Raw genomic sequence first — 16,031 nt, forward strand, 5'->3', positions numbered from 1 at the left:
GTCTGCTGGCTGCCTTCCGCCATCACAGTTCCCACGCTTCGCCGCCCGGGCCCATGCGCGGGGCGCTGACGCCAAAGTGCAGGTAGGCGGCCGGCGTGGCGACACGGCCACGGGGTGTGCGCTGCAGGAAACCTTGCTGTATCAGATACGGTTCCAGCACATCTTCGATGGTATCGGCCGCTTCGCCGATGGCCGCAGCCAGATTCCCGATACCGACGGGGCCGCCGCCGAACTTGAACAGCACGGCTTCGAGCAGCTTGCGGTCCATCACGTCGAAACCGGCGGAATCGACGTCGAGCATGGCCAGCGCGCGGTCGGCCACCACCTTGGTGATCTCGCCATTGCTTTTGACTTCCGCGAAATCGCGCACGCGGCGCAGCAGGCGGTTGGCGATGCGGGGCGTGCCGCGCGCGCGCTGGGCGATCTCGTGCGCGCCTTCCGGGTCGATCGGTGCTTTCAGCAAGGCCGCGCTGCGCGTAACGATCTTCGTCAATTCGCCCGTGTTATAAAACTCCAGGCGCGCGACGATGCCGAAGCGGTCGCGCAGCGGGTTGGTCAGCATGCCGGCGCGCGTGGTGGCACCGACCAATGTAAACGGTTGCAGGTCGAGTTTCACGGAACGGGCGGCCGGGCCTTCGCCGATCATGATGTCGATCTGATAATCCTCAAGCGCCGGATACAAAATCTCTTCCACGACGGGCGACAGGCGGTGGATTTCATCGATGAACAGGACGTCGTTCGCTTCCAGGTTGGTCAGGATCGCGGCCAGGTCGCCCGGGCGCTCCAGCACGGGGCCGGAAGTCTGGCGCAGATTGACGCCCATTTCGCGCGCGATGATGTGCGCCAGGGTCGTCTTGCCCAGGCCCGGCGGGCCGAACAGCAAGGTGTGGTCGAGCGCTTCCTTGCGCTGGCGCGCAGCAGTGATGAAAATCTCGAGCTGGTCGCGGATCTTTTCCTGTCCCACATACTCGTCGAGCTGCTTGGGGCGCAAGGCCCGTTCGATCGCCTCTTCGTTGTGCGAGATGGGCGCCGCGTCGATGATGCGCTGTTCCGTGAAGCTGTCGGTCTGGATGCTCATGCGTTATCAGCCTTTCGACAGCGCTTTCAGCGCCAGTTTGATGCCTTCCGACACGCCGCTGCCAGCCGGCACGTTTTTCACGGCGGCCAGCGCTTCCTTGTCCGAATAGCCGAGCGCCACCAGTGCGTTCAAAATGTCCGATTGGGCGTCCGGCGCCGCATGCGCGCCCAGCGGGCCAAGATCGGCACCGATCTTGCCCTTCAATTCCAGCAGCAGGCGCTCGGCCGTTTTCTTGCCGATGCCCGGCACTTTCACCAGACGGCCGGAATCCTGCAGGGTGATGGCTTGCGCCAGGTCGGCTATCGTCATGCCCGAGAGGATCGACAAGGCCATGCGCGCGCCCACGCCCGTGATCTTGATCAACTGGCGGAACACGGCCCGCTCGGCCGCATTGCCGAAGCCAAACAACAGGTGCGCATCTTCGCGGATGGCCTGGTGCGTGAACAGCACGACTTTTTCGCCCACGTGGGGCAAGTTGTAAAAGGTGCTCATCGGCACGTCGACTTCATAGCCGACGCCCTGGCAATCGACCAGCAATTGTGGCGGATTCTTTTCAAGCAAAATACCGGAGAGACGGCCTATCATCGCGTGTTCCTAATGTTGTGTATATATATGAGGGCCATGCAGCTATCCCACTAAACGGCCGCGCTTCATGCGCAGCCCCTGCAGCTGGGGCGCCAGCGCGCCGATCATGGCCAGCGCATCGATGCTGTTGGCGTGGCAAATGGCCACGCCCAGGGCATCGGCCGCATCCGTGCCGGGCAAGCCGGGCAAGGACAGCAGCCGCGACACCATTTCCTGCACCTGTTCCTTGGCCGCCTTGCCGTGGCCCGTGACGGCCTGCTTCACTTGCAGCGCCGTGTATTCGGCCACCGACAGGTCGGCATGGACGAGCGCGCAAATGGCAGCGCCGCGCGCCTGGCCCAGCAGCAAGGTCGATTGGGGATTGACGTTGACAAACACTTTTTCGATGGCCGCGCAATCGGGCTGGTAGGTGCCGACGATTTCGCTCACGCCCCGCAGGATGACCTTCAGGCGCGGCGGCAATTCCCCTTCGGAACCTGTCTTGACGGTACCCGACGCGATATAGCGCAGCTTGTTGCCGTGTTTTTCAATGACCCCAAAGCCGGTCGTGCGCAGGCCAGGATCGATGCCAAGAATAATCATCGCCAGATTCTATAATGAATACGGCAGGCACCGGTGAATAACCGGTGCCTGCCGTATTGTGTCGCAGCAACCCAAACCAACATCTGGGGTCGGACCCTTAGGGTCCGACCCCAGTCATTGCCGTTGGGTTCAATTATCAATGACGGAAGTGACGCGTGCCCGTATAGAGCATCACGACGCCGCGCTCATCCGCCGCATCGATCACTTCCTGGTCGCGCATGGAGCCGCCCGGGTGGATGACGCAGGTTGCGCCCGCGTCGACGACGACGTCGAGGCCGTCGCGGAACGGGAAGAAGGCGTCCGACGCCACGACGGAACCCGTCAGCGACAGGCCGGCGTTGTGCGCCTTGATGGAAGCGATGCGGGCCGAGTCGATACGGCTCATCTGGCCAGCGCCCACGCCCAGGGTCATGTTATTGCCGCAGAAGACGATGGCGTTCGACTTGACGAATTTCGCCACTTTCCAGGCGAACATCAGGTCGGCCAGTTGCTGCGGCGTAGGCTGCAGCTTGCTGACCACACGCAAGTCGCCGATGCCGACGTTTTTCGCGTCTGGCGATTGCACCAGCAAGCCGCCACCGACGCGCTTGAAGTCCATGGCGTGCACGCCGCTGCCCAGCGGGATTTCCAGCATGCGCACGTTTTGCTTGCTCGACAGAATCTGTTTCGCTTCTGCGGAGAACGACGGGGCGATCAGCACTTCGACGAACAGCTTGGCGATTTCGCCGGCCGTGGCGCCATCCAGTTCGGTATTAAACGCGATGATGCCGCCGAATGCCGAGGTCGGGTCCGTCTGCAGGGCGCGCGCATACGCTTCCGCCGCATTCTTGCCCAGGGCGACGCCGCATGGATTCGCGTGCTTGACGATGACGCAGGCGGCGCTTTGCTCGAAACCGCCCATGCTCTTCACACATTCCCAGGCAGCATCGGCGTCGGCGATGTTGTTATACGACAATTCCTTGCCTTGCAGCTGGCGGTAGTTGGCCAGCGCGCCATCGGTGGTGACCAGATCGCGGTAGAAGGCGGCGCTCTGGTGCGGGTTTTCACCGTAGCGCATGTCTTGCACTTTTTCAAAGGCAACGTTCAAGATTTGCGGATAGGCGCCGCGCTCGGCATGCACTTTCGTCGGACCCAGGCTGGTCAGGTAGTTGGTGATGGCGCCATCATATTGCGCCGTGTGCGCAAAGACTTTTTTCGCCAGCATGAACTTGGTATCGTAGCTGACGTCGCCTGCCTTGCCGTCGGCCGCACGCATTTCCGCCAGCACCACGTCATAGTCGGTCGGGTCGCAGATGACAACCACGTCCTTGTGGTTCTTGGCTGCCGAACGCAGCATGGTCGGGCCACCGATATCGATATTTTCGATCGCATCTTCCAGGGTGCAATCGGCCTTGGCGACCGTGCCCTGGAACGGGTACAGGTTGACCACCACCATGTCGATGGTCGGCATGTCGTGCTCGACCAGTTTCGACATGTGCTCAGGGAAATCGCGGCGCGCCAGGATACCGCCGTGCACTTTAGGGTGCAGGGTCTTCACACGGCCATCGAGCATCTCCGGGAAACCCGTGTAATCGGCAACTTCCGTGACGGGAACACCGTTGTCAGCCAGCAATTTGGCGGTGCCGCCGGTGGACAGGAGGTTGACGCCGAGGGCGGACAGGGCGCGGGCGAATTCGAGAACGCCGGTCTTGTCGGAAACGGAGAGGAGAGCTTGTTTGATCATGGCTGTGGCTAGGTGGTTAAGTGTTCTTGGCGAATGGCGCAGGCCCGGTGCCGGGCTGCGGCGGATTCAAATCTTGGCGTCACTTGCATGCCGGCATTACAGCAAACCGTGCTCCTGCAATTTCTTGCGCAGGGTATTGCGGTTGATGCCCAGCATCTGCGCGGCGTGCGACTGGTTGCCATCGGCGCGTGTCATCACGACTTCCAGGATGGGCTTTTCCACGGTCAGCACGACCATGTCATAGATATTCGATGCTTGCTGTTCGCCCAGGTCATTGAAGTAATCTTCTAGACTTTTCTGTACGACTTCCTGAATGCTTTCTTTGCTCATTTTTATGCTTCAACCGGCTGAACACCTGGCAATCCGGCGCCGCGCCGCCCATGCGGTCCGCGTGCTGCCCTCTTGCCTCGGTGTTGTAATTAATATTGCATGACGCTCTGTATAGGCGCTCGCCCTTGTACTGCTTATCACTCTTGCTTGTCACTATTGCTTATAACTTATATCACTGCCTTGCTATCTGCTCATGCTGCCGTGGCCACAGGTTTGATCACATCGATCAGGCCACTTTCACTGGATTCGGAGAGGCGGTATTGTAACCGTTCGCCAAATTTCCATTGCGACTCAAAAAATTGATCGACGGCCAGCAATTGCGCATCCGTCGATTCCAGCAAGTTCATTTGCTGGCGGAACGCTTCGCCGCCTTCCAGATCCTTGACATACCATCCGATGTGCTTGCGTGCCGTGCGCACGCCGAGGAATTCGCCATAAAATGCGTAATGGGCGCGCAAATGCTCGTCCATCAGGGTACGCACTTCATCCACGTACGGCGCCGGCAGCAAGGTGCCGGTGCGCAGGAAGTGGTCGATTTCACGGCAAATCCACGGCCGACCCTGCGCCGCGCGGCCGATCATGACGGCATCGGCCCCCGTTTGATCCAGCACAAAGCGGGCCTTTTCAGGGCTGGTAATGTCGCCGTTGGCCACCACGGGGATGCCCACCGATGCTTTCACGGCGGCAATCGTTTCATATTCGGCATCACCCTTGTAGCCATCGGCGCGCGTGCGGCCGTGCAAAGTCAGCATCTGGATGCCGGCTTGCTCGGCGATGCGGGCGATGGTCAGGGCATTCTTGTTGGAACGGTTCCAACCCGTGCGGAATTTCAGGGTGACGGGCACATCGACGGCATTGACGACGGCGTGCAAGATCTTTTCGACGAGGCTTTCATCTTGCAACAGGGCCGAACCGCACCAGCTGTTGCACACTTTTTTGACGGGGCAACCCATGTTGATGTCGATGATCTGCGCGCCCCGGTCCACATTGAACTTGGCGCAGTCGGCCAGGTCTTGCGGATCGGCGCCGGCGATCTGCACGGCCTTCGGCTCCATTTCGCCTTCGTGGTCCGTGCGGCGCGAGCTTTTTTCCGTCGCCCACAGGCGCGGATTCGACGCCGCCATTTCCGACACGGCGTAGCCGGCACCCAACTGCTTGCACAACTGGCGGAAAGGCCGATCCGTCACACCCGCCATGGGAGCGACGAAAACGTTGTTGCGCAGAATGTGAGGGCCGATTTGCACTGAAGAACCTGGAATGGACGGAGGAACCTGCTATTTTAACCGATTCCCTGCCTAATTAATAAGCACTATTTTTTTTGCTTCAGTGCGCTTGGGCGGGCGCCGCGCTTGTGCAGTACAGCAAAACAGGGGCTCGGCGAGCCCGTCCGCCGGTTCGCCCGGCTCTTAGCCCAGCTCGTCCATCGCGGGCGCGCTCAAGTGTTCGATATTTCCCCAATGCACCAAATGCAGCTTGCCGTCCGCGTAAGAAAAGCGGTTGACGCTGGCATTTTTGACCTGGAAGTCGCGCGGACTGTCGAGCGTCATGCCGACCGCCTCGCGGTAGGCGCATTCGAGCACGCCGCCGTGGGCGACGATGGCGATCGTCTGGCCGTCATATTTCCCGGCCCAGCGGGCGATGGCACCGTTCGCGCGCGCATAGAACTGGCGGAAACTTTCGGCCTGGCGCTCGCCCGACGGCATCACGGCATCGATCTGGCGCGATTGCCATTGCGCATATTCGTGCGGATAGCGCGCGGCAATGTCCGCATACAGCAAGCCTTCGAAGGCGCCATAGCAGCGCTCGCGCAGCAAGGAATCCGTTTGCACGGGTAAATCTTTCACGTCGGCCACGGCTTGCGCCGTCTGCTGCGCGCGCTGCAGATCGCTGGCGATAATGGCGGCCAGCGGTTCGTCCGCCAGCGCCTGCCCCAGCGCCCCCGCTTGCGCCAGGCCCGCCTCGTTCAAGGCGATGTCGATATGGCCCTGCAGGCGGCGGCCCGCATTCCAGGCCGTCTCGCCATGGCGTATCAGTAAAATCGTGGTGCTCATGCTTTATTTCTTCAGGGTAAGTGCCAATTCGGGGTTAAGCGAATAGGCGACGACGAGCTGGGCTTCGTCGAGGATGTGGCCGTACAGGGCGGCATGGGCTTGCTGCCCCGTGAAACGCTCGGGCAGCGCCAGGCGCGGCACGTCGAGCGCGTACAGGCGAAAAATATAATGGTGGATGCGCTCGTCATTCCACGGCGGGCACGGGCCATCATAGCCGTAATAGTCCCCGGCCATGGCGGCATCGCCGGCAAACCAGGCCGTATAGTCGTTGAGGCCCTGGCGCAATGGCAACGCACCGCCGCTGGCGGCAGGCTTGCCGCGCGGCGTGATGCCGCTGGAAAACTCACCGGCTGCAATAACCCGCATGGCCAGGGGAATATCAAGCAAGCTCCAGTGATAAAAGTCGCCGCGCGGCGCCGTCAGCGGCAGCGATTGGTCATCGCGGTTGGCCAGGCTGGCGTCTTGCGGCGCATCGGGGTCGATGCAGAACAGGGCCAGCGACTCGGTGCCGTTGGGCACCTCGTCCCAGGCCAGATGAGGATTGCGGTTGCCGGCGAGGCGCACGCGGCTGGCCGGATCGATCTCGGCAAAGGCATGGTCGGCCGGCATCAGGCCGCCATCACGAAACGTCTCGCTCCACAATTTCATCGCTTGCTCCTCTTTATATTTTTTAGTTATTGCTTTGCGTTTACTTGCAGCCAGAAGGTGACGGGCCCGTCGTTCGTCAGCGACACCTGCATGTCGGCGCCGAACTGTCCCGTTTGCACGGTCGCGTGGCGGCTGCTCGCCTGGTCCACGAAATGCGTGAACAGGCGCAAGCCGTCCTGCGGCGCGGCCGCCGGCGTAAACGACGGGCGCGTGCCGGACTTGGTGTCGGCAGCCAGCGTAAACTGCGGCACCAGCAGCAAGCCGCCGGCCACGTCCGTCACGCTGCGGTTCATCTTGCCCGCCTCGTCGGCAAACACGCGATAGCCGAGCAACTTGGCCAGCAGGGCGTCCGCTTCCTTCTCCGTATCGCCCCGCTCCGCGCACACGAGCACCATCAGGCCTGCATCGATGGCGCCGATGGTGGCGCCGGCCACGTCGACCTTGGCCTGCGTAACGCGCTGCAGCAGCGCGATCATGCCGTCAAGGTGACACGCGCAAAGCTGCGCTTGCCAACTTGCAACACAAACTGGCCAGCCGCCACTTGCAAGCCCTTGTCGCTGATGACGGTGCCGTCGATGCGCACGCCGCCCTGGTCGATCTTGCGCATGGCTTCCGACGTCGAGGGGCACAGGCCCGCTTGCTTGAGCAATTGCGGGATGCCCAGCGGTGCGCCGGCCAGCGTCACTTCCGGAATATCGTCGGGGATGCCGCCCTTCGAGCGGTTGACGAAGTCGGCCAGCGCCTCTTCCGCCGCCTGCTGCGAGTGGAAGCGGGCAACGATCTCTTGCGCCAGCGCAACCTTGGCGTCGCGTGGATTGCGGCCTTCTTCGACTTCGCGCTTCAACTGGGCCAGTTCGGCGATCGAGCGCCACGACAGCAGCTCGTAGTAGCGCCACATCATGACGTCGGAAATGCTCATCAGCTTGGCGAACATGGTGTTGCCCGGTTCCGTGATGCCGATGTAGTTATTCTTCGACTTGGACATTTTTTCCACGCCGTCCAAACCTTCCAGCAGAGGCATGGTCAAAATACACTGCTGCTCCTGTCCGTACTGCTTTTGCAGTTCGCGGCCCACCAGCAGGTTGAACTTCTGGTCCGTGCCGCCCAGTTCCAGGTCCGACTTCAGGGCCACCGAGTCGTAACCCTGCATCAGCGGGTACAGGAATTCATGCACGGAAATAGGAATGCCGCCCTGGAAGCGCTTGGTGAAATCGTCGCGCTCGATCATGCGCGCCACCGTGTAGTGGGAAGCGAGCTGGATGATGCCGCGCGCGCCCAGCGGATCGCACCACTCGGAGTTATAGCGGATTTCGGTCTTGCTGGCGTCCAACACTAAAGATGCTTGCGCGAAATACGTCATCGCGTTAATCTCGATCTGTTCCTTGGTCAACGGCGGGCGCGTGACGTTGCGGCCCGAAGGGTCGCCGATCATGGACGTGAAGTCGCCGATGAGGAAAATGACTTGATGGCCGAGGTTTTGCAACTGGCGCATCTTGTTCAGCACGACAGTGTGGCCCAGATGCAAGTCGGGTGCAGTCGGGTCCAGGCCCAGTTTGATGCGCAGCGGAACACCGGTTTTCTCGGAGCGCGCTAATTTTTGCGCAAATTCGCTTTCGATCAAGAGTTCGTCGACGCCACGCTTGGTAATCGCGAGGGCTTCTTGTACTCTGTCCGACAGCGGAAGCGCGGTCTGAGCGGCGTTAGCCTTTGTAGGCGATGCGGTGGTGTTGATTTCCATAAAATTTGACTGTAGATCTCAAAATGGTAGTAGGTTTGCGGAGTTTGCTATAATGCTCGATCCCATCAATCTTGCCGTATGAAAACGAACCAAAATAACAATAACAAAGAGCATTAGTTCAGGTCACGTTCAAGGGCAAATTTTAACTGATTGCATGAACCCTATACATAAAATCACAGGCTCACGCTTGTACACACAGCTGACGACGACACGCAAGGCCCGCATTATCGGCGCCTCCGCAGTGCTGCTCGCCGTGGCCGCCTTCGGCGCGGTCGCTGTGTCGCCTATGGCGCCCGACGCATCGGACTTGCCGGTCACGTCCATCGCCCAGAACCTGGAAATGCCTGATCTCGCCTCGCAAATTTCCGCGATGGAACAGGTAGACCAGAATTTCACCCACGAAGAAAAAGTCCGCGCTGGCGATACCCTCGCCACCCTGCTGACCCGTCTCGGCGTGGATGATGCGGCGGCCGCCAATTTCATTAAAACCGACAAGATCGCGCGCGGCGTGATGTTGCTGAAATCGGGCAAGCGCGTGCAAGCGCAAACGTCCGAAAACGGCGACCTCAACTGGATGCGCGCCACGCTCGTCGACGGCACGGACAAATCGGTCAAGAACATCCTGATCACCCGCAAGGGCGACAAGTTCGTGGCCACGGAAGTAGCTGCCCAGCTGGAACGCCGCGTTGAAATGCACGCGCGCAAGATTACTTCCACCCTGTTCGCCGCCACCGACTCCAGCCTGGACGGCACCCGCCTGCCAGATTCGATTTCCGCGCAAATCGTGGAAATGTTCTCCACCAATATCGACTTCCGCTCCGACCTGAAACGCGGCGACTCGTTTAATGTTGTCTATGAAACATTCTGGCAAGATGGCGAATTTGTCCGAGCGGGCCGCATCCTGGCCGGTGAATTCACCAACCGCGGCACGACTTACCAGTCCGTTTGGTTCGAAGACCCAGCCAGCAAGCAAGGCGGCGGTTACTACAGTTTCGACGGCAAGTCCCTCAAAAAAGCCTTCCTGAAATCCCCCCTCGAATTCTCCCGCATCTCGTCCGGCTTCTCCATGCGCGTGCACCCGATTTCCGGCAACTGGAAAGCGCACAAGGGCATCGATTTCGCTGCAGCAACGGGCACCCCTATCCGCGCTTCGGGCGATGGCGTGGTCGATTCCGTCGGCAGCCAAAACGGCTATGGCAATGTTGTTGTCCTGAAACACTGGGCCAACTATTCCACCGCCTACGCACACATGAGCCGCTTCGCTTCGGGCCTGAAAAAAGGTCAAAAAGTCAGCCAGGGCGATGTGATCGGCTACGTCGGCACCACCGGCTGGTCGACGGGCGCCCATTTGCACTATGAATTCCGCGTCGGCGGCGTGGCACAGGATCCAAGCAAGCTGAACGTACAAGCCCAGGCGCCGCTGACGGCCGCCGAGCTGAGCCGTTTCCGCATGGTGTCGGCCGACATGATGCACCGCTTCACCCTGCTGCGTCCGAACGACACGGCACTGGCTGCGCGCTAAGCAACACTGCCTTCGGGCAACATACAAAGGCACCGCCCATGCAAATGGCCGGTGCCTTTGTTTTTCCCCGTGCGCTTCTGCGGCCGGCACAAATGCGGCACAATGCACCTCACCACTTACGCATTCAAGGAATACCCCATGCTGTATATCGGTTTAATGTCAGGCACCAGTCTCGATGGCGTCGATGGTGCGCTGGTCGACTTTTCCGACGAGGGCACGCGCAGCCTGGGCGACGCGTACATTCCCTTTCCCGCCAGCCTGCGCGCCGACCTGATGGCGCTGCAAAGTGCGGGCCAGAATGAAATCGAACGCGAAGCGCTGGCGGCAAACCGACTCGTGCGCCATTACGCCGATTGCGTCGCCATGCTTCTCAGCAACGCGGGTATCGGCCCGGACGCCATCGCTGCCATCGGTGCGCATGGCCAGACCATCCGCCACCGCCCGGAGCTGGGCTTTACGCGTCAGCTGAACAACCCGGCCCTGCTGGCCGAACTGACGGGCATCGACGTCATCGCCGACTTGCGCAGCCGCGACGTGGCGGCCGGCGGCCAGGGCGCGCCGCTGGTGCCCGCTTTTCACCAGGCCATCTTCAATCTGCCGGGCCACACGCGCGTGCTGGCCAATATCGGCGGCATCAGCAATATCAGCGTGCTGCACGCGGACGGCACGGTGACGGGCTACGACACGGGTCCCGGCAATGCATTGATGGATGGCTGGGTCTTGCAGCACCTGGGCCAGCCCTACGACGCCGACGGCGCCTGGGCCGCCACGGGCCAAGTCTTGCCCGCCCTGCTGGCGGATTTGCTCAACGAGCCCTATTTTGACTTGCCTGCGCCGAAAAGCACGGGACGCGACCTGTTCCATGCCGACTGGCTGGGTGCCAAGCTGGCCAGCTATCCGCAAGCCAGGCCAGCCGACGTGCAGGCGACCCTGACCCAGCTGACGGCCGCCAGTCTGGCGCACGCCATCCTGCGCGACGGCGCACGGGCGGAAACCGTGTATGTGTGTGGTGGCGGCGCGCAGAACGCCAGCCTGATGGCGGCTCTGGCCCGTGAATTGCCGGGCATGGCGGTGGAATCGACGGCAGCATTGGGCGTGGCGCCCAGCCAGGTCGAGGCCTTGGCGTTCGCCTGGCTGGCCTGGCGTTTCACGCAGCGCAAGCCGGGCAATCTACCGGCGGTGACGGGTGCGCAGGGGTTACGGGTACTGGGGGCGCTATACCCTCGCTAAGCGGTCGCAGAAACACAAATAGCGGATCGAAGATCCGCTATTTTCTTGCTTGCCCAGTTTAGTGCTTAAACGGAGAAAGAGGAACCGCAACCGCAGGTGGACGTCGCCGTTGGGTTTTTGATCACGAACTGCGCGCCTTCCAGGTCATCCTTGTAGTCGATTTCCGCGCCGACCAGGTACTGGTAGCTCATGGAATCGATCAACAGCTGGACGCCGTTCTTGACCATGGTGGTGTCATCTTCGTTGACGATTTCATCGAAGGTGAAGCCATACTGGAAACCGGAGCAGCCACCACCCTGCACGAATACGCGCAATTTCAGGTCGGGATTGCCTTCTTCTTCGATCAGCTGCGCGACTTTTTCGGCGGCGCTATCGGTAAAGATAATAGGGGAAGGGATCACATCTTGCATTTCAGCGACGGCATTCATATCAGGCACTCCTACTAGAAAACATTAAGTCATTATAGACTGTTGGCGCAACTCGCGCTGCGGCCGCCGCTGATGCGGCTGGACGGTGTTGTTCCTGCTCACATTTCCGATACGGCCAGGTGCAGCACGGGGTCGGCGCTGTCGTGCCGGCTCAGCTTGCCTTGCACCAATGCGCCGCTGTGCATTTCCAGCACTTTGTAATAGACCTCTCCTACAATGCGGGCTTTTGGCTGGATTTCAAGCATTTCCGACACATACACAGGGCCATTGATCTCGCCGCTGACGACCAGGCTCGAACAGCGCACTTCGCCATCGATGCGGCCCGCCTCGCCCAGCACCACATACGTGGGCTCGCCCGGCTCGCCCGTGACGTTGCCGCGCACATGGCCATCGATGCGCAAGCCGCCGCAAAACAGCAGGTCGCCCTCGATCCGCGTGGAAGCACCGATCAGGGTGTCGATGGGGTTTTTCGCATTGCGCTCGAACATGAACGTCATCCTGTCGGGGTACGTGGCAGTCCAATTTATCACAGGTCCGGCAAAAAGGCGCCGGACCCGCGCAAGCAGCGGCGCCGATAATTACGGCAACAGGGCGATGTGTTGCAAACCGGCCGTTTCTTTCAAGCCAAACATCAAGTTCATGCACTGCACGGCCTGACCCGACGCGCCCTTGACCAGATTGTCCTGCACCACCAGCACGATGACGGTATTGCCGCCTTCGGGACGGTGCAAGGCCAGGCGCAGCATGTTCGAGCCGCGCGTGGAGCGGGTTTCCGGGTGCGCGCCGAACGGCATCACGTCGACGAAAGGCTCATCCTTGTATTGCTCTTCGAACAAGGATTGCAATTCTTCATTGCTGACATCCTTGTTCAGCTGCGCGTACAGGGTCGAATGCATGCCGCGGATCATCGGCACCAAGTGCGGCGTGAAGGTCAGCGCCACTTTCTCATCCGTGAAACGCTGCAATTGCGCCGTCGTTTCCGGCAGGTGACGGTGGCCGGCCACGCCATAGGCCTTGAAGCTGTCGCTGCTTTCCGAGAACAGGATGCCGATTTCCGCCTTGCGGCCGGCGCCCGACACGCCCGACTTGCAGTCGGCGATCAAGCCGCCCGCGTTGACCAGGCCAGCCTTGAGCAGCGGGTAAAAGCCCAGCTGCATGGTGGTCGGGTAGCAACCGGGGTTGGCGATCAGCTTCGCTTGCTTGATGTCTTCGCGGTTCAGTTCCGGCAAGCCATACACGGCCTGTTCGATCAGCTCGGGAGCCGTATGGGGAATCTTGTACCACTGCTCGAACTTGGCCTGGTCTTTCAGGCGGAAATCGGCAGCCAGGTCGATGACTTTCACGCCGGCGGCCAGCAAGGCTGGTGCTTGCGCCATGGCAACGCCATGCGGAGTGGCAAAGAAGACCACGTCGCACTGTTCCAGATTCGCCTTGTCCGGCGAGGAAAACGCCAGTTTCACATGGCCGCGCAGGGAAGGATACATGTCGGCAACGGGCAAGCCATCTTCCTTGCGCGAAGTAATCGCCGTCAACTCGACATCTGGATGGGTAGCGAGCAAGCGCAGCAACTCCACGCCCGTGTATCCAGTGCCGCCGACGATGCCAACTTTGATCATGTTCTTTCCTTGTGTATAGATTGCATAAGATTGCATAAAGAAGAGGGGAAACGCTGCCCCTGCGGGTTTTCGCGTATTTTACAGCGCAACGGCGCATCCCGCTGAAATGCAAAAAAGCCGCGGGACCGAAGTCCAGCGGCTTTTCGACCAGCACCCCGGAAGGTGCTGTAGCGTAGAAATTAACGCTTCGAGAATTGCTTTGCGCGACGTGCTTTGCGCAGACCAACTTTTTTTTTTACGCTCGACTTCACGTGCATCGCGGGTAACGAAGCCGGCTTTCGCCAGTTCCGGTTTCAACGCTGCATCGTAGTCGATCAGAGCGCGGGTGATGCCGTGACGAACTGCACCAGCCTGGCCCGACTCACCGCCGCCATGGACGTTGACTTTGATGTCGAAACGCTCGACATTGCCGGTCAGTTCCAGTGGTTGACGGATGACCATCAGACCCGTTTCGCGCGAAAAGTATTCGTTTGCTGGTTTGCCGTTAACAACGATCAAGCCTGTGCCAACTTTGATAAAAACCCGAGCCACTGCACTTTTGCGACGGCCGGTTCCATAATTGTAATTACCGATCATGTCAGTTCCTTAGAGAACAAGTGCTTTAGGTTGCTGAGCAGCGTGCGGATGGGAACCTTCCGCGTACACTTTCAGCTTCTTGATCATTGCGTAGCCGAGTGGGCCTTTAGGCAGCATGCCTTTGACCGCTTTCTCAAGCGCGCGACCTGGAAAACGCTGTTGCATTTTCTGGAAGTTGGTTTCGTAGATGCCGCCTGGATAACCAGAGTGACGGTAGTAAATTTTCTCAGTAGCTTTGGTACCGGTCACACGCAGTTTGCCTGCGTTGATGACGACGATGAAGTCGCCGGTATCGACGTGAGGAGTAAATTCTGGTTTGTGTTTGCCGCGCAGTCGGAGTGCCACTTCGCTGGCAACACGTCCGAGGACTTTGTCCGTCGCGTCAACCACGAACCAATCGCGCTGGACTTCATGTCCTTTAGCGGAAAATGTTTTCATGTTGACTTCCTAATAGATTACACGCTCAAATGGTGGTTCCGCCGATGCTGCCGTGCGGACTCTGCCTTATTTACTTTTCCTGAGCGAACGGAAAGCCGACAAGTATAAGCGGCTTTGCCTTGCCGCGTCAAGCCGCAATCGAGGCCGGCTGCGGGCCAGCGGGCGGCACATGGACAGGCATTCCTCTATTACAATACAAAACGCTTACAATTTTCGGAGAGTACGATGGAATGCAAAGTCAGCTGGAATGGCCCGTCGGGCATGAGTTTTCGGGCAGAAACGGGTTCCGGCCACCTGGTGACCATGGATGGCGCGCCCGATGGCGGCGGCCACAACCTGGCGCCACGCCCCATGGAAATGGTCTTGCTGGGCACGGGCGGCTGCACCGCCTATGACGTGGTGCTGATCCTGAAACGCGGGCGCGAAGCCGTCAGCGGCTGCGAAGTGACCCTGAAGGCCGACCGCGCCGACACCGACCCGAAAGTATTTACCAAGATCCACTTCCACTTCACCGTGCGGGGCAAGGCCCTGAAACCGACGGCCGTGGAACGGGCCGTGGCCTTGTCGCATGACAAATATTGCTCGGCGTCGATCATGCTGGCGAAGACGGCCGAAATCACCCATTCCTTCGAGATCATCGAAGAAAGCGCCTGACCAAACCTACTGCGCGTCGGTATAGGCGGCCTGCGATGCTCACCGTGCTCTAGCACGGCTGCGCTTCTCGACCACCTCTCCCTTCCGCTCGCTACGGTTTTGTCAGGCGTTTCACGGCTCAGGCATGCATAAAAAAGGCGCTCTTCAGAGCGCCTTTGTTTTAAATGTAATACGCGGTTTTCGTCATCACCTTCCCCATGATGCCCATCAGCGCCTTCACGGGCGCCGGGGTATCGATGGCGCCCAGCCGCTGGGCGGCGGCGCCGTGCTCCACTTCGTCGATGGCCATCTGTTTCACAATGGCGCGCGACTTGGCGTCCTGCGGCGGCAATTCCTGCAAGTGGCTGGCCAGGTGCGCTTCCACCTGGCGTTCCGTTTCCACCACAAAACCCAGGCTGCGGCCGTCGCCCATGCGCGCGGCGATGGTGCCCAGCGCAAACGAACCCGCATACCACAGGGGATTGAGCAGGCTCAGACGCGAGCCCAGCTCCGTCAGGCGCTGCGCCGTCCAAGCCAGGTGGTCTTCCTCTTCGCGTCCCGCTTCATCGAACTGGGCGCGGATGGCCGGGCTGTGCGCATAGCGCGCCTGCGAGTTGTACAGGGCTTGTGCGCACACTTCGCCCACATGGTTGACGCGCATCAAGCCGGCACTGTGGCGCTGCTCGGCCGGGCTCAGCTCCGCATCGGGCGCATGCGCGGCCGGCGTGGGGCGCGAGGCCGAGGCCACGCCCGCCATGACGCGCAGGGCCTTGTCGGCACCAACAATCAAACGATCCAGGGGGTCAAAATGGCGGTTCGCGGTCATCGTGGCTATTCATGTAAGGGAAAACAT

18 protein-coding genes and 1 pseudogene are annotated in these 16,031 nt (G+C 60.5%); 3 read left to right on the top strand and 16 right to left on the bottom strand.

Annotated elements, in window-relative coordinates; all coding sequences use genetic code 11:
- Positions 1-22 precede the first annotated feature (22 nt).
- The 10 genes from ruvB to tyrS all read right to left on the bottom strand — a co-directional run bounded on the left by ruvB (position 23) and on the right by tyrS (position 8,735).
- Positions 23-1,078: a Holliday junction branch migration DNA helicase RuvB gene (ruvB, locus tag JAB1_RS01445; protein WP_034749202.1), complete on the bottom strand. Its 1,056-nt coding sequence runs from the start codon at positions 1,076-1,078 to the stop codon at positions 23-25.
- A gap of 6 nt (positions 1,079-1,084) precedes the next feature.
- Positions 1,085-1,663 carry a Holliday junction branch migration protein RuvA gene (gene ruvA, locus JAB1_RS01450; RefSeq protein WP_070278272.1) on the bottom strand — a complete coding sequence of 193 codons (579 nt, stop codon included), beginning with the start codon at positions 1,661-1,663 and terminating at the stop codon, positions 1,085-1,087.
- Positions 1,664-1,705: 42 nt separating this feature from the next.
- Complete coding sequence (ruvC, locus tag JAB1_RS01455; protein ID WP_034749205.1) at positions 1,706-2,245, bottom strand: crossover junction endodeoxyribonuclease RuvC; 540 nt, start codon at positions 2,243-2,245, stop codon at positions 1,706-1,708.
- A 136-nt stretch (positions 2,246-2,381) separates the two neighbouring features.
- A complete protein-coding gene (purH, locus tag JAB1_RS01460) occupies positions 2,382-3,968 on the bottom strand; it encodes a bifunctional phosphoribosylaminoimidazolecarboxamide formyltransferase/IMP cyclohydrolase (RefSeq protein ID WP_034784775.1) in 1,587 nt (528 codons plus the stop codon).
- Positions 3,969-4,064: 96 nt separating this feature from the next.
- Positions 4,065-4,298, bottom strand: a complete 234-nt coding sequence (locus tag JAB1_RS01465) for a helix-turn-helix domain-containing protein (RefSeq protein WP_008445162.1) — start codon at positions 4,296-4,298, stop codon at positions 4,065-4,067.
- A 191-nt stretch (positions 4,299-4,489) separates the two neighbouring features.
- Positions 4,490-5,542: a tRNA dihydrouridine synthase DusB gene (gene dusB / locus JAB1_RS01470; protein ID WP_071653278.1), complete on the bottom strand. Its 1,053-nt coding sequence runs from the start codon at positions 5,540-5,542 to the stop codon at positions 4,490-4,492.
- 162 nt (positions 5,543-5,704) lie between these two features.
- Positions 5,705-6,349 carry a histidine phosphatase family protein gene (locus tag JAB1_RS01475; RefSeq protein WP_034784771.1) on the bottom strand — a complete coding sequence of 215 codons (645 nt, stop codon included), beginning with the start codon at positions 6,347-6,349 and terminating at the stop codon, positions 5,705-5,707.
- A 3-nt stretch (positions 6,350-6,352) separates the two neighbouring features.
- Complete coding sequence (locus tag JAB1_RS01480; protein ID WP_034784769.1) at positions 6,353-6,997, bottom strand: YbhB/YbcL family Raf kinase inhibitor-like protein; 645 nt, start codon at positions 6,995-6,997, stop codon at positions 6,353-6,355.
- A 26-nt stretch (positions 6,998-7,023) separates the two neighbouring features.
- The gene (dtd, locus tag JAB1_RS01485) at positions 7,024-7,473 is read right to left on the bottom strand and encodes a D-aminoacyl-tRNA deacylase (protein ID WP_070278274.1); all 450 of its coding nucleotides are present in this window, start codon (positions 7,471-7,473) and stop codon (positions 7,024-7,026) included.
- A complete protein-coding gene (gene tyrS / locus JAB1_RS01490; protein ID WP_034784765.1) occupies positions 7,470-8,735 on the bottom strand; it encodes a tyrosine--tRNA ligase in 1,266 nt (421 codons plus the stop codon). Before tyrS ends, dtd begins: the two co-directional genes overlap by 4 nt.
- Positions 8,736-8,889: 154 nt before the next feature.
- On the opposite strand from tyrS, the gene JAB1_RS01495 reads away from it, so the two are divergent.
- Positions 8,890-10,257, top strand: a complete 1,368-nt coding sequence (locus tag JAB1_RS01495) for a M23 family metallopeptidase (protein ID WP_034784764.1) — start codon at positions 8,890-8,892, stop codon at positions 10,255-10,257.
- A 138-nt stretch (positions 10,258-10,395) separates the two neighbouring features.
- On the top strand, positions 10,396-11,487 hold the full coding sequence (locus JAB1_RS01500) for an anhydro-N-acetylmuramic acid kinase (RefSeq protein WP_034784762.1): 1,092 nt from the start codon (positions 10,396-10,398) through the stop codon (positions 11,485-11,487).
- 65 nt (positions 11,488-11,552) lie between these two features.
- Here the strand turns inward: JAB1_RS01500 and erpA are convergent, their stop codons facing one another.
- The 5 genes and pseudogenes from erpA to rplM form a co-directional block, all read right to left on the bottom strand.
- Positions 11,553-11,915, bottom strand: a complete 363-nt coding sequence (gene erpA, locus JAB1_RS01505; RefSeq protein ID WP_029496047.1) for an iron-sulfur cluster insertion protein ErpA — start codon at positions 11,913-11,915, stop codon at positions 11,553-11,555.
- 98 nt (positions 11,916-12,013) lie between these two features.
- Positions 12,014-12,403, bottom strand: coding sequence for a polymer-forming cytoskeletal protein (locus JAB1_RS01510; protein WP_034785332.1), 390 nt, complete (start codon positions 12,401-12,403; stop codon positions 12,014-12,016).
- A 90-nt stretch (positions 12,404-12,493) separates the two neighbouring features.
- Complete coding sequence (gene argC, locus JAB1_RS01515; protein WP_034784759.1) at positions 12,494-13,531, bottom strand: N-acetyl-gamma-glutamyl-phosphate reductase; 1,038 nt, start codon at positions 13,529-13,531, stop codon at positions 12,494-12,496.
- Positions 13,532-13,710: 179 nt separating this feature from the next.
- A pseudogene (gene rpsI / locus JAB1_RS01520) lies at positions 13,711-14,107 on the bottom strand (30S ribosomal protein S9).
- Between the two features lie 9 nt (positions 14,108-14,116).
- Entirely contained in the window at positions 14,117-14,545 is a 429-nt protein-coding gene (rplM, locus tag JAB1_RS01525) for a 50S ribosomal protein L13 (protein ID WP_010393282.1), read from the bottom strand.
- Between the two features lie 225 nt (positions 14,546-14,770).
- Between rplM and JAB1_RS01530 the strand changes: the two genes are divergently transcribed.
- Positions 14,771-15,199, top strand: coding sequence for an OsmC family protein (locus JAB1_RS01530; RefSeq protein ID WP_070278278.1), 429 nt, complete (start codon positions 14,771-14,773; stop codon positions 15,197-15,199).
- Between the two features lie 160 nt (positions 15,200-15,359).
- On the opposite strand, the gene coq7 is transcribed toward JAB1_RS01530, so the two are convergent.
- Positions 15,360-16,004: a 2-polyprenyl-3-methyl-6-methoxy-1,4-benzoquinone monooxygenase gene (gene coq7 / locus JAB1_RS01535; RefSeq protein WP_035824568.1), complete on the bottom strand. Its 645-nt coding sequence runs from the start codon at positions 16,002-16,004 to the stop codon at positions 15,360-15,362.
- Positions 16,005-16,031: the final 27 nt, after the last annotated feature.

The sequence above is a fragment of the Janthinobacterium sp. MP5059B genome (assembly GCF_001758645.1).
Classification (GTDB): Bacteria; Pseudomonadota; Gammaproteobacteria; order Burkholderiales; family Burkholderiaceae_D; genus Janthinobacterium; species Janthinobacterium lividum.